This is a genomic window from Shimia aestuarii (assembly GCF_900114635.1).
GTDB lineage: Bacteria > Pseudomonadota > Alphaproteobacteria > Rhodobacterales > Rhodobacteraceae > Shimia > Shimia aestuarii.
The window spans coordinates 541,999-555,483 of record NZ_FOTQ01000001.1; the positions used below are offsets into that span (position 1 = coordinate 541,999).

The following is a 13,485-nucleotide window of genomic DNA, read 5'->3' on the forward strand; positions in this document are numbered from 1 at the left end:
TCAACGACGAACAGTGACACATCCGAAAGGGTTTTTGAAATGGCATACGCTGCAAACCAAACCGCAGTTGCTTCGGCATCCGGGCGCGGCCTTTCCACCCTCTTCGCCGATCTGGTCGCACGCTTTGAGCGTCACCGCAAGTTCCGTCAGACCTTTGCCGAGCTGAACGCTCTGTCTGATCGCGAACTGGCTGACCTCGGTATGAGCCGGTCGATGCTGCGTCGGGTCGCGATGGAGGCCGCGGCAGAACATTAAGGTTTCGGAGAGCCCTCTCCTCCCTCGGGCTTTCCACATCTGCGGCGATGTCTCCTCCTCCCTGACATTGCCGCAGCAAAATACGGACCCAACGGTCCACCGGGATCAAGGCAACCCTCTCCTCCTCCCTGGGGTGCCTTGAGACTAGAGCGGCGGCACCTCTCCTCCTCCCTGGTGTCGCCGCGCCAGAATATCGGGCCAAGCGGCCCAAACGGAATCAAGGTGACCCTCTCCTCCTCCCTGGGGCGCCTTGAGACTAGAGCGGCGGCACCTCTCCTCCTCCCTGGTGTCGCCGCGCCAGAACATCGGGTCAAACGGCCCACCGGAATCAAGGCACCCTTCCTCCTCCCTGAGTGTCTTGAAAAAAGAAACGGCGACGCGCTCCTCCCTTTGCGTCGCCGTTTTTCTTTTCCGAAGAGACCGCTCAAAGCTTGGCGCTTGGCCGCTCCTGGATGCGCGCGAACCAGTCCCGCGCGGCCGTGTGCTCATCGGGAAGCTTGCGCTTGATGACACGTGCAAAATCGCAAAAGACAAAGGCCGTGATATCGGCAAAGGTGAACCGCCCCGAGGCAAGGTAAGGACTCTCCTGCAAGCGCTGCTCCAACATATCGAAAAACACTCCCACCCGCGCATGACCGCGCTCGGCAAGCGCTTGTATTTGCTCATAATTTTCGGGCCCCGGCAGGGCCCGCCCCTTCATCGCAGGATGCGCATTGCGCAGCGCTTCGGCAATTGCCATGCCACCGTGAAATTCGCTCATCGCGTTCCACATCATGACCGACGCTTTTTCTTCGGCCCCGCCCCCCATCAGGGGCGGGTCGGGGAACACATCTTCGAGATAGGTGGCAATCGCGATATTCTCTCCCAGAACCTGCCCATCCTTGGTGATAAAGGTTGGCACGGTGGCACGCGGGTTTACGGCAAGGAATTCAGGCGACAACTGCTCCGCCTTGCTCATGTCGATATTGCGGGTCTCAATCTCGACCCCCTTTTCGGCGATGAACATCCGCGCCCGCCGCGGGCTAGGCGCCGTGCTGCAATCATAGAAAATCATGTGGTCCTCCTCCTGCCTTCAACAGGGCGCGGACCGCCCCCCCTTGTCAATCCGGACGCGGGGTCAAAGCTGCGCGCCTCAAAACGGGATGTCATCCGGTGCGGTCACGAAACGCGCCACCACTTTCTTTTCTCCGGCCTTTTCAAAGGCCACGTTCAGCTTGTCGCCCTCGATATCCGTGATCACGCCATAGCCAAATTTCTGATGAAACACCCGGTCCCCGACGGTAAAGCTCGACACTGCCTGCAAATCGATCGCGGACTGCTTGCTCTCGCGCGGCTGGCTGGTGCCATACTGACCGGCACGCGCCTGCATCCGCTTCCAGCCGGGCGAATTATACCCATCCGCCCGTGTTGCCCGCTCTTCCAGCGCCGAGGCCACCGGCCGCGCCGAAGCCGCACCATAGCCCCCACCATAAAGCCCCGGCGGGGTGAGCACTTCGACATGTTCTTCGGGCAACTCATCAATAAAACGCGACGGCATCTGCGACTGCCATTGCCCAAACACCATCCGATTCCCGGCAAAGGAAATCGTGCAAAGCTCTTCGGCGCGCGTGATCCCGACATAGGCCAGCCGCCGCTCTTCCTCGAGCCCCTTGAGCCCGGTCTCATCCATGCTGCGCTGCGACGGGAACAGCCCGTCTTCCCAACCGGGAAGGAACACCACCGGAAATTCCAGGCCCTTGGCCGCATGCAGCGTCATGATGCTCACCTTCTGCTCCGCATCATCGCTTTCATTGTCCATGATCAGGCTGACATGCTCCAGAAATCCCTGAAGGTTCTCAAAGGATTCCAGGGCCTTGACCAGTTCCTTGAGGTTCTCCAACCGCCCCGGCGCCTCGGGCGTCTTGTCGTTCTGCCACATCGCCGTATAGCCGGATTCGTCCAGAATGACCTGCGCCAGTTCCACATGTGACAGCTCGGGCTTGCCCTCCTGCAACCGCGTCGCCGTCACCGTGGCTTCATCATCCACAACCGCGTCATCGTCCAACGGCACCTCGACCACAGGCGCCATGCCCTGCCGCCGCCAGCGCTCCAACCCGTCCAGAAACAGCGCCAGCTCCTTGGCGCCTTTGCCGCCCAGTCCCTTTTCCTCAAGCAGGATACGCGCGCCTTCCACAAGGCTCACTCCGTTGGCCCGGGCACAGGTCTGAATCTTCTGCTGCGCAACATTGCCGAGCCCGCGCTTGGGCGTGTTCACCACCCGCTCAAAGGCCAGATCGTCGTCGGGCGACACCACCAGCCGGAAATAGGCCATGGCATCGCGAATCTCCATCCGCTCATAGAACCGCGGCCCGCCAATCACCCGATATGGCAGCCCAATCGTCAGGAACCGATCCTCAAACGCGCGCATCTGGTGCGACGCCCGCACGAGGATGGCGATCTCGTCCAGCCCAACGGGCGACATCCCCCGCGTACCACCTTGCAGCGCCTCGATCTCTTCCCCGATCCAGCGTGCTTCTTCTTCGCCATCCCAATGGCCAATCAGACGGACCTTTTCACCGCCCTCGGCCTCGGTCCAAAGCTCCTTGCCCAACCGCCCCTCATTGCCGCGAATGACATTCGACGCCGCCTTCAGGATATGCTCGGTCGAGCGATAATTCTGCTCCAGCCGCACCACATGCGCGCCGGGAAAATCCTTTTCAAACCGCAGGATATTGCCCACCTCGGCACCCCGCCAGCCATAGATCGACTGGTCGTCATCACCGACGCAACAGATATTCTTGTGTCCGCCCGCGAGCAGCCTCAACCACAAATACTGCGCCACGTTGGTATCCTGATACTCGTCCACCAGCACGTATTTGAACCAGCGCTGATACTGCGCCAATACATCCGGGTGCTTCTGGAAAATCGTCACCACATGCAGCAGCAAATCGCCGAAATCAACCGCGTTCAGCTCCAGCAAGCGCTGCTGATACTGCGCATACAACTCTCCGCCGCGGTGGTTATAGGCGCCATGATCCGCCGCTGGCAGGGTCTCGGGTGTCAACGCTCGGTTCTTCCAACTATCGATCAGATGCGCCAACTGCCGCGCAGGCCAGCGCTTGTCGTCAATACCGGCCGCCTGCACCAATTGCTTGAGCAAACGCAGTTGATCATCCGTGTCCAGAATCGTGAAGTTCGACTTGAGCCCCACCATCTCCGCATGCCGCCGCAGCAGCTTCACACAGATCGCATGGAACGTTCCCAGCCACGGCATGCCCTCGATCTGGTGGCCAAGCATGTTGCCGACGCGGTTCTTCATTTCCCGCGCGGCCTTGTTGGTAAAGGTCACCGCCAGAATCTCGTTCGGCCGCGCCTTCCCGGTGTTTAGCAAATGTACTATCCGTGCGGTCAACGCCTTGGTCTTGCCCGTGCCTGCCCCGGCCAGCATTAACACCGGCCCGTCCAGCTGCTCCACCGCCTCACGCTGGGCCGGATTCAACTCGTCAAGATAGGGCATCGGCCGCGCCGCCATGGCGCGAGCCGAAAGAGAAGCGCCTTCGAAGGCGTCGAATTCGTCAAAACTGCTCATGCGCGCCAGAATAGCGCAAAGCGGAACCACGTTAAAGCTTCGTTCTCTCTATGTTCTGCACACATTTTACGATTCCCCCCAAACATCTCGCCCCCTCTGGACAAGCCGCCCGCGCAAAGCCAACAAAGAGATATGGACTTGCACAGCACATATCCCGCGCTCAGCGATCTGCGCACCCGCGCGCGCACCCGGATTCCCAAGTTTGTCTGGGAGTTCCTCGACAGCGCCACCGGTGACGAGCGGACCAAGGCCCGCAACCGTGCTGCGCTGGATCAAATCCTGTTTCAGCCGTCGATCCTGCACGGCGAGATCACACCGGATACTTCCGCCTCCCTTCTGGATCAGTCGTTCCCGCTGCCCATCGGCATTGCCCCCGTGGGCATGTCCGGCCTGATCTGGCCCGATGCCGAACGCCTCTTGGCCGCCGCCGCCAAGCGCCTGAACATTCCCTATTGTCTTTCCACCGTCGCCAGCCAGACACCCGAAGCCATCGCCCCGCATCTCGGTGCGCATGGCTGGTTCCAGATGTACCCGCCTCGCGACACCGAGATTCGCAAGGATATGCTGGCTCGCGCAAAACGCGCCGGGTTCACCACCCTGATCCTGACCGTGGATGTTCCCGTCGCCAGCCGGCGCGAACGACAGGTGCGCTCGGGCCTGACCACCCCGCCACGCCTGACCCCACGCCTGCTGGCACAGGTCGCAATGCGCCCGGCATGGGCGCTTGGCACCCTGCAACAGGGCATGCCGCGCATGCGGTTGATCGACGAATATGCCGGGAACCTTACCGGCATGGATTCCACCGCCCACGCCGGATACCTGCTGCGCACCTCGCCCGACTGGGATTATTTGCACTGGCTGCGCGATCACTGGAACGGACCCTTTTTGGTCAAGGGCGTGATGCGTCCCGAAGACACACCAAAGTTGCAAGAAGCCGGTGTTGACGCGCTCTGGATTTCAAACCACGCCGGTCGCCAGTTCGACGCCGCCCCTGCCACAATTGATGTGCTCCCCACGATTCGGGCGGCCACTGATCTGCCCCTGATCGTCGACAGCGGCTTTGAAACCGGCCTCGATATCCTGCGCGCCCATGCCTTGGGCGCGGATTTCGTGATGATGGGGCGCGGCTTTCACTATGCCCTCGCCGCGCTTGGCGCCAAAGGCCCGGATCACCTTATCGACATTCTACAAAAGGACCTGATCGCAAACATGGGGCAGATGGGTCTCGAAACCCTCGACCCCGTCGCGAACTGCCTGATGCCTTAGCCCTTGGTCAGATCTTTCGGCATCGCGTCAAGCGCTTCTTCCGCGGATTGCAGCGGCAGCCCGGAAGGGATCCACCCCCTGCCATTTGGCCCGCCAGCCATACCCTCGGACACATCCAACACGCCAGAGATTCCGTTTTCGGCCAAGACCTTCATCAGATACCCGGTTCGGTTCCCGGTTCGGCAGATGATGGCGATCTTGTGGTTCGGGTTGCGCTCCAGCACGGCCAGGAAACGTGGACCAAACTGCTTGTGCGTCATGTCAAGCAGCCAAGCCCCCTCGGCAACGCCAGTTGATTGCCACTCTTCCGGGCGGCGCACATCAATCAGGATGAGCTTGTCATCCCGGACCTCCGACAATGCTTCACCGGCGGAAATCTTCAACGGGTTCGCCGATGCAACATGTGGGATCACTGGCAGCACAGCCAGCCCAAGGATCATCGTTCTACGATTCATGGCAACTCACATTCCAAACCAAGCATGTAACAACTGCCACAGGCGTGAATCGTAATCAACAGGTCGCAAAGAGCGTGACGTCACTTATTCGTGTGCCATAAGACTGAACGCGGAACGAAACCCTACAGAAATGTAACAAAATACGTAGGACTTGGTATTGCGCTGCGCTGCAGCACCCCCTTAGGGTGCGCGCAGCGAACAACCGGACAGACACCGAAGAGGGGGGAGCCTGCCCATGACCGACTTCAACAAGATCCTGATTGCCAACCGTGGCGAAATTGCCATCCGCGTGATGCGTGCCGCCAATGAAATGGGTAAAAAGACTGTCGCGGTCTTTGCCGAGGAAGACAAGCTTGGCCTGCACCGTTTCAAGGCGGACGAAGCCTATCGCATTGGCGAAGGCATGGGGCCCGTCGCGGCCTACCTCTCGATTGACGAAATCATCCGTGTCGCCAAGGAATGCGGTGCCGACGCGATCCACCCCGGCTATGGGCTTTTGTCCGAGAACCCGCAATTCGTGGACGCCTGTGAACAGAACGGCATCACCTTCATCGGCCCCAAGGCCGCGACCATGCGCGCGCTTGGTGATAAGGCATCCGCCCGCAAGGTCGCGATCCAGGCTGGGGTACCCGTCATCCCCGCGACCGAGGTGCTGGGCGATGACATGGAGGCCATCCGCAAGGAAGCCGCAGAAATTGGCTATCCGCTGATGCTCAAGGCTTCCTGGGGCGGCGGCGGGCGCGGCATGCGCCCGATCCACGGGCCCGACGAGGTCGAGGAAAAAGTGCTCGAAGGCCGTCGCGAGGCCGAAGCCGCCTTTGGCAACGGCGAAGGCTACCTTGAAAAGATGATCACCCGCGCCCGTCACGTCGAAGTTCAGATCCTCGGCGACAAGATGGGCAATATCTATCACCTCTACGAGCGCGACTGCTCGGTCCAGCGCCGCAACCAGAAGGTCGTGGAGCGCGCCCCGGCCCCCTATCTTTCCGAAGCGCAGCGCGAAGAACTCTGCGAACTGGGCCGCAAGATCTGCGCCCATGTGAACTATGAATGCGCCGGCACCGTCGAATTCCTGATGGATATGGAAACCGGCAAATTCTACTTCATCGAGGTCAACCCACGCGTGCAGGTGGAACACACCGTCACCGAGGAAGTCACCGGTATCGACATCGTGCAGGCCCAGATCCTGATCGCTGAAGGCAAATCCATCGCCGAAGCCACCGGCAAGGCGTCGCAATACGACATCCGCCTCAATGGACATGCCCTTCAGACCCGGATCACCACCGAAGACCCGCAGAACAACTTCATTCCCGATTATGGCCGTATCACCGCCTATCGCTCGGCCACCGGTATGGGCATCCGTCTGGATGGCGGCACGGCTTACGCGGGCGGCGTCATCACGCGCTACTATGACTCGCTACTGACCAAGGTCACCGCCTGGGCCCCGACACCGGAAAAGGCCATCGCCCGCATGGACCGCGCCCTGCGTGAGTTCCGTATTCGCGGCGTCTCGACGAACATCGCCTTTGTCGAGAACCTGCTGAAACACCCGACATTCCTGACGAACCAATACACCACCAAGTTCATCGACGAGACCCCGGAGCTTTTCCAGTTCAAGAAACGGCGCGACCGCGGCACCAAGGTTCTGACCTATATCGCCGACATCACGGTGAACGGTCACCCCGAGGTGCAGGGCCGCCCGATGCCCGCCGAAGACCTCAAACCGGCCCGCTGCCCGGAACGCCGCGTGGACACGCCCCCGGCAGGCACTCGTACCCTTCTTAGCGAGAAGGGTCCCAAGGCTGTTGCCGACTGGATGAAGGCGCAGAAACAGCTTCTGTTTACCGACACAACCATGCGCGACGGGCACCAGTCGCTTCTGGCTACCCGGATGCGCTCAATCGACATGATCAAGGTGGCCCCGGCCTATGCCGCCAACCTGCCACAGCTCTTCTCGGTGGAATGCTGGGGCGGTGCGACCTTCGACGTGGCCTATCGCTTTCTTCAGGAATGCCCGTGGCAGCGCCTGCGCGATATCCGCGCAGCCATGCCCAATATCCTGACGCAAATGCTGCTGCGCGCCTCCAACGGCGTGGGCTACACCAACTACCCCGACAACGTGGTGCAGGAATTTGTTCGTCAGGCCGCCGAAACTGGTGTCGACGTTTTCCGCGTCTTCGACTCGCTCAATTGGGTCGAGAACATGCGCGTTGCCATGGATGCGGTGCAGGAAAACGGCAAAATCTGTGAAGGCACCGTCTGCTATACCGGCGACGCGCTCGACCCGGCCCGCTCCAAGTATGATATCGCCTATTACGTTGATATGGCAAAGCAAATGGAAGCCGCGGGCGCGCATGTGCTGGGCATCAAGGACATGGCCGGGCTGATGAAAGTGCCCACCGCCGAAGTCCTGTTCCCTGCCCTGAAAGATGCGGTCGACATCCCGATCCACTTCCACACCCACGACACGTCCGGCGCCGCCATTGCCACCGTTCTCGCCGCCGCGCGCGCAGGGGTCGATTGTGTCGACGCCGCCATGGACGCCTTCTCGGGCAACACCTCGCAGCCCACGCTTGGCTCCATCCTCGAGGCGCTGCGCTTTACCGATCGCGAAAGCGATCTCGATATTGGGGCCGTGCGCGAAATCTCGAATTACTGGGAAGCGGTGCGTGGTCAGTATGCGGCCTTTGAAAGCGGCCTGCAGGCCCCGGCCTCCGAAGTCTACCTGCACGAGATGCCCGGTGGCCAGTTCACCAATCTCAAGGCACAGGCCCGCAGCCTTGGCCTTGAAGAACGCTGGCACGAGGTCGCTCAGTCCTATGCGGATGTGAACATGATGTTCGGCGATATCGTCAAGGTGACACCATCTTCCAAGGTCGTGGGTGACATGGCGCTGATGATGGTCTCTCAGGGCCTCACCCGCGCCGACGTCGAAGACCCCAAGACCGACGTCGCTTTCCCGGACTCGGTCATCGACATGATGCGCGGCAACCTGGGCCAGCCCCCCGGCGGTTTCCCTGACACCATCGTCAAAAAGGTGCTCAAGTCCGAGAAACCCAACACCGAGCGCCCCGGCAAACATCTAGAGCCAGTCGATCTCGAAGCCACCCGCGCCGCGCTGGTCGAGGAGCTCGAGGGCTTCAAGGTCGATAGCGAAGATCTCAATGGTTATCTGATGTATCCCAAAGTCTTCCTCGACTACATGGGTCGCCACCGCACCTACGGTCCGGTCCGCACCCTGCCGACACGAACTTTCTTCTATGGCATGGAGCCCGGCGAAGAAATCACGGCCGAAATCGATCCCGGCAAGACGCTGGAAATCCGCCTGCAGGCGCTGGGGGAAACCGACGAGAACGGCGAAGTGAAGGTCTTCTTCGAACTTAACGGCCAGCCCCGCACCATCCGCGTGCCCAACCGTCTGGTAAAGTCCTCGACCATCCAACGCCCCAAGGCGGAAGAGGGCAATGCCAACCATGTCGGCGCGCCGATGCCGGGGGTCGTGGCCTCGGTTGCGGTCAGCGCCGGCCAACAGGTCAAGGAAGGCGACCTTCTTCTGACCATCGAAGCCATGAAGATGGAAACCGGTATCCACGCCGAACGCGACGCCACAGTCAAGGCGTTGCACGTTCAGGCAGGCGGCCAGATCGACGCCAAGGACCTCCTCGTCGAACTGGACTGATCCCGGTAGAAAGCCAACCTCGCACGCCCCGCCCAACCCGGCGGGGCGTTGTCATTTCCAGATACCGTAATGGTCGCGCATATAGCGTTCGGCAAACAGGTTTGCCTCATCACGGTCATGCCCGTCGATCACCGCTTCATGCAGCGCATCCGCCTTGTAATGCGGGTGGGAATTCGGAGATGGGCGCATTGGAATAACCCACACCGGATGTCCTCCAACCTTGGCCATACCCGACAACCAAAGGTCGTCGACAGCCCAAAGGACTGGGGGGATATCAAACACTTGCTCTGGAAAGAAATGCGGGCGCACCATGACCCCGCCAAACCCCTGAAACGTGTCGAGGAATCCCCCGGTCAGGTAAAGCCGCCGCCCCAAATGGCGCATCGGCCAGCCCAGCCAGCGCTGCCCAAAGGCTTCGATCCCACGCTTGATCCACTGTTCAGGATTCGTGACCTTCCACAGGTCCAGCGGCCTGGGCGCGACGGCGTCGGTCCGCTCTGCGCGTGGAATATCGGCAATATCTTCACCCACCAGCGCGATACAGGCTTCGGGCTGGCGCTGTCTTTGCCGCAGGAACCACGATGCCCAGCGCCGCGGATAGCGCATCTCGTCGTCGCAAAACAGGATATCCACATCCTGACCGGCATAGTCCCTGAGCGCGGGCAGAACCTTGGTGGCTGGTCCAAAATCTTGGGGACAACGCCGTATCGTCACACCCTCCACAACCTCGGGCAACCGCCCGTCCCAGTCAGGAAACCGGCGATAGGTTTCGGGGATATAGACATGGATCGCCAGCGGCGGCACCGATTGGCGTACCAGCCCCTTCAGGGTTTGGTTCAAATGTGCAAACCGCGATGGAATCGAGGTCAGGCTGATCACATAAGGGCGCACGGGCTTGGTCCTTTCACCGCATCATGGCGTGATCACGTCCAGAGGCCATAGGTTTCCTGGAAATAACGTACAACTTCCAAGTTGGAATCGTCACGATCCGAACCGCCGAACACCGCCCGGTGCAATGCGGTCTCGCCGTTATGCTCCTCGGCGCTCCACGGTTCGAGAATCGGCTCGCCGAACCCGCCGATGATCCACGGCCAATGTCCCTTGCGGCGGGCATGCCCGGACAGCCAGACATCGTCCACCGGCCATGCAAACTCGGGGATATCAAACACTTCTTCGGCAAAAAAGTCGGGACGCACCAGAACTCCCATCCAGCCTTCAAACCCGTCCGCGTACCCGGTGCGCAAGATGTTGCGCCGCGCTGGCTGCACATAGGGGCGCTTCTTCAGCCATGCCCCGATCCGGCACAACTTGTCACGCAGGTGAAACCCGACATTGGTCGCCTTCCAAAGCCGAAGAACATGCGGGTGGCGCTTGTCACTTCTGCGGGCTTTCCCCACAGGGGCCGGATAATCATCCATCGGGCTGATCGCGATGCAGTCTTCGGGACGTGCTGCCCGCGCCTTCAGCATCCGCTCCAGCAGATAGGGGCGATACTCCTGGTCGTCGTCACAGAAAAACAGGTCTACATCCTGACCGGCAAAGTCCCGCAAGGCGGGCAGGATCTTGGTCGCCGGGCCCCAATCCTCGTCCACCCAGCGAATCTCGACCCCCTCGGGAACCTCGGGCGGCGCGCCGTCCCAGTCGGGGAAGCGACGATACCGGCGATTCAGATACAGGATCACCCGTTCGGCAGGGACCGTCTGGTTCAGCAGGCTTTCCAGCGTTGGCCGCAACTGGCCAAACCGCGGCGGAATGGAAGACAGGGTAATGATATATCTCTGGGACACGCGCTCGGGGCTTTGCAATTTTCCTTGCCCATGTCCCTACCACGCCGCGCCAAACGGTCAAGTCACGCACGGGCGGTATTTTTGCAATCGCGTCAACCGCTTCCAAGTTGCACTGCAATGCCCTCTCCCGGACACAGGTGGCTGGGGTCGGCCCGCAAATCGCCACTTGCCGCGAAACCCAGCATGATCGCAAACGCCAGCATGACCACCCGTACATTCTCTGCCTTGAACATCCCTCTTGTCCTCTTCAATTCCTTCCCCGGTCAGCGAAAGACCGCCACCGGAATCTCTCCATGCTCCGCAAAATCCAGAACCACCGTGAAAACCGCTGGCACCGCCCCATCAAAGGTCATTGCCAGATCAACCTCCACCAGCGCGCCGGATTTGAGCTCGACCGCCTGCATGGCTCCCGCGGCACCATCCACCTGCGCGCCAACAAGCTTCACGACCGATTCTCCCCTGTTGAACAGGGTGACAACCAGGCTCGCTGTCTGGCCGCGCACCCGCCGAAGGGTGACGTCCGCCACGACGAATCCCACTCCATGGCCGGAATGCGCCAGCCCGGCCAAGGGCCATGCCAGTGCACCCAGAACAATTCCTCGGCGGCTGAATTTGGAAACCTCTTCTGTCATATGACCTCATACGCGCAGCGCGCCCCTTTCCGTCGTCTGTTCAGGCTATTTTTTTTGACGCCAGACCATTTTACCCCTTGCGGCCTAACCCGACTCTTTATATTCCACGCCTCACCCAAGGAAGCGGGCGTAGCTCAGGGGTAGAGCATAACCTTGCCAAGGTTAGGGTCGGGCGTTCGAATCGCCTCGCCCGCTCCAACAAACCTCCAGTCGCGAGGGACAGTGAAAAAGGCGCAAGGGCAACCTTGCGCCTTTTCGCTTTTTCATGCCCTGAATTCGCACTCGAAAAAATCATCATTTTTGCCCTTGAAGTCGCCCGCCGCTGGGGCTATCTCACGCCTCACCTAAGGATGCGGGCGTAGCTCAGGGGTAGAGCATAACCTTGCCAAGGTTAGGGTCGGGCGTTCGAATCGCCTCGCCCGCTCCAATAGGTCTTCGAAAAGGCGCAGAGCTTGGCTCTGCGCCTTTCGCGTTTCAGGAAGCCAGTTTCTGCGCCAGCGCATTCTGCCGCTCGATCACACGCGGTAGGTCGATGGTTGTCACCGTCCCATCCCGCACCACCTGACGCCCTTCGACAAACAGATCCCGCACGCGGGTCGGTCCGGCCAGCAAAAGCGCCGCCTTGTCCCAGCTGCCCGCGCTCTCCACGCCCGACACATTCCAAAGCGCGATATCGGCGCGTTTGCCCACGGCAATCTGCCCGCAATCATGGCGACCCAGAACCTCGGCCCCACCCCGCGTCGCAATCTCCAGCGCCTCGCGCGCGCTCATCGCGTCCGCGCCGCGCGCCACGCGCTGCAAAAGCATCGCCTGCCGCGCCTCGACGACGAGGTTGCCCGTATCATTGCTGGCTGATCCATCTACGCCAAGCCCGACGGGAACACCTGCATCCCGCATCGCGCGCACCGGCGCGATACCGCTGCCAAGGCGGCAATTCGAACAGGGGCAATGCGCCACCCCGGTCTTAGAACGCGCAAACAAATCGATCTCCTGCCCGTCCAGCTTGACGCAATGCGCATGCCAGACGTCCTCTCCGGTCCACCCCAGTTCCTCGGCATACTGACCGGGCCGACACCCGAATTTTTCAAGAGAATACGCAATATCCTCGTCATTCTCAGCCAGGTGGGTGTGCAACATGACCCCTTTTTCCCGCGCCAGAATGGCCGCATCCCGCATCAACTCGCGGCTCACCGAGAACGGCGAACAGGGCGCGACACCGATCCGCACCATCGCCCCCTCGCGCGCATCGTGATGAGCGTCGATCACCCGGATTGCATCGTTGAGAATGTCCGACTCGCGCTCGACCAGCACATCAGGCGGCAAGCCGCCATCGCTTTCGCCAATACTCATCGCGCCGCGCGTCGGGTGAAATCGCATTCCGATTTCCTGTGCGGCGGCAATCGTGTCATCCAACCGCGTGCCGTTGGGGTAAAGATACAGGTGATCCGACGACAGCGTGCAGCCCGACAAGGCAAGCTCGGCCAATCCGATCTGCGCCGAAACGAACATTTCTTCCGGCCCGAAACGCGACCAGATCGGATAGAGCGTCTGCAACCACCCGAACAGCAGCGCGTCTTGCCCCCCCGGCACCGCACGCGTCAGCGTCTGATAAAGGTGATGGTGGGTGTTCACCAATCCGGGCGTCGCCACGCAGCCTTCGGCCAGAACGATTTCACCGTCGCTTTCCAGCCCTATTCCGATTTCCACGATTATCCCGTCACGAACGCGGATATCGCACGCCGACATCTCGCGGCGCGCATCATCCATGGTCAGAACGGTTTCACAAGATTTGATGAGAGTTTCAGCCATAACGGTCCCTTCACACTTCATATGGCCCGCTTCG

General features: G+C 60.8%; 11 protein-coding genes and 2 tRNA genes. 5 read left to right on the forward strand and 8 right to left on the reverse strand.

Features of this window, described 5'->3' with window-relative positions; all coding sequences use genetic code 11:
• The first annotated feature begins 39 nt into the window (after positions 1 to 39).
• The gene (locus tag BMZ35_RS02760; protein WP_093090660.1) at positions 40 to 255 is read left to right on the forward strand and encodes a DUF1127 domain-containing protein; all 216 of its coding nucleotides are present in this window, start codon (positions 40 to 42) and stop codon (positions 253 to 255) included.
• A gap of 424 nt (positions 256 to 679) precedes the next feature.
• On the opposite strand, the gene BMZ35_RS02765 is transcribed toward BMZ35_RS02760, so the two are convergent.
• Together BMZ35_RS02765 and BMZ35_RS02770 are read right to left on the reverse strand one after the other, a co-directional pair.
• Positions 680 to 1,309 carry a glutathione S-transferase family protein gene (locus BMZ35_RS02765; protein WP_093090662.1) on the reverse strand — a complete coding sequence of 210 codons (630 nt, stop codon included), beginning with the start codon at positions 1,307 to 1,309 and terminating at the stop codon, positions 680 to 682.
• Positions 1,310 to 1,387: 78 nt separating this feature from the next.
• Positions 1,388 to 3,823, reverse strand: coding sequence for an ATP-dependent helicase (locus BMZ35_RS02770; RefSeq protein WP_093092504.1), 2,436 nt, complete (start codon positions 3,821 to 3,823; stop codon positions 1,388 to 1,390).
• Between the two features lie 132 nt (positions 3,824 to 3,955).
• Between BMZ35_RS02770 and BMZ35_RS02775 the strand changes: the two genes are divergently transcribed.
• Positions 3,956 to 5,089 (forward strand): alpha-hydroxy acid oxidase, encoded by a 1,134-nt coding sequence (locus BMZ35_RS02775; RefSeq protein WP_093090664.1) that lies wholly within the window; start codon positions 3,956 to 3,958, stop codon positions 5,087 to 5,089.
• Here BMZ35_RS02775 and BMZ35_RS02780 read toward each other — a convergent pair.
• Positions 5,086 to 5,544, reverse strand: coding sequence for a rhodanese-like domain-containing protein (locus BMZ35_RS02780; protein ID WP_110680240.1), 459 nt, complete (start codon positions 5,542 to 5,544; stop codon positions 5,086 to 5,088). The two genes, BMZ35_RS02775 and BMZ35_RS02780, sit on opposite strands and share 4 nt — an antisense overlap.
• Before the next feature lie 235 nt (positions 5,545 to 5,779).
• Here BMZ35_RS02780 and BMZ35_RS02785 point away from each other — a divergent pair, with 235 nt between their 5' ends.
• Entirely contained in the window at positions 5,780 to 9,223 is a 3,444-nt protein-coding gene (locus tag BMZ35_RS02785) for a pyruvate carboxylase (protein ID WP_093090668.1), read from the forward strand.
• Between the two features lie 51 nt (positions 9,224 to 9,274).
• Here the strand turns inward: BMZ35_RS02785 and BMZ35_RS02790 are convergent, their stop codons facing one another.
• The 4 genes from BMZ35_RS02790 to BMZ35_RS02800 form a co-directional block, all read right to left on the reverse strand.
• On the reverse strand, positions 9,275 to 10,114 hold the full coding sequence (locus BMZ35_RS02790) for a hypothetical protein (RefSeq protein ID WP_093090670.1): 840 nt from the start codon (positions 10,112 to 10,114) through the stop codon (positions 9,275 to 9,277).
• Between the two features lie 32 nt (positions 10,115 to 10,146).
• Positions 10,147 to 11,010 (reverse strand): glycosyltransferase family A protein, encoded by an 864-nt coding sequence (locus BMZ35_RS02795; RefSeq protein ID WP_131814313.1) that lies wholly within the window; start codon positions 11,008 to 11,010, stop codon positions 10,147 to 10,149.
• A gap of 92 nt (positions 11,011 to 11,102) precedes the next feature.
• A complete protein-coding gene (locus tag BMZ35_RS20845; RefSeq protein WP_165609989.1) occupies positions 11,103 to 11,243 on the reverse strand; it encodes a hypothetical protein in 141 nt (46 codons plus the stop codon).
• A gap of 30 nt (positions 11,244 to 11,273) precedes the next feature.
• Entirely contained in the window at positions 11,274 to 11,642 is a 369-nt protein-coding gene (locus BMZ35_RS02800) for a hypothetical protein (protein WP_093090674.1), read from the reverse strand.
• Between the two features lie 123 nt (positions 11,643 to 11,765).
• On the opposite strand from BMZ35_RS02800, the gene BMZ35_RS02805 reads away from it, so the two are divergent.
• Positions 11,766 to 11,840 (forward strand) — tRNA-Gly (locus BMZ35_RS02805).
• A gap of 154 nt (positions 11,841 to 11,994) precedes the next feature.
• Positions 11,995 to 12,069 (forward strand) — tRNA-Gly (locus BMZ35_RS02810).
• A 47-nt stretch (positions 12,070 to 12,116) separates the two neighbouring features.
• Here BMZ35_RS02810 and BMZ35_RS02815 read toward each other — a convergent pair.
• On the reverse strand, positions 12,117 to 13,451 hold the full coding sequence (locus BMZ35_RS02815; RefSeq protein WP_093090676.1) for an 8-oxoguanine deaminase: 1,335 nt from the start codon (positions 13,449 to 13,451) through the stop codon (positions 12,117 to 12,119).
• Positions 13,452 to 13,485: the final 34 nt, after the last annotated feature.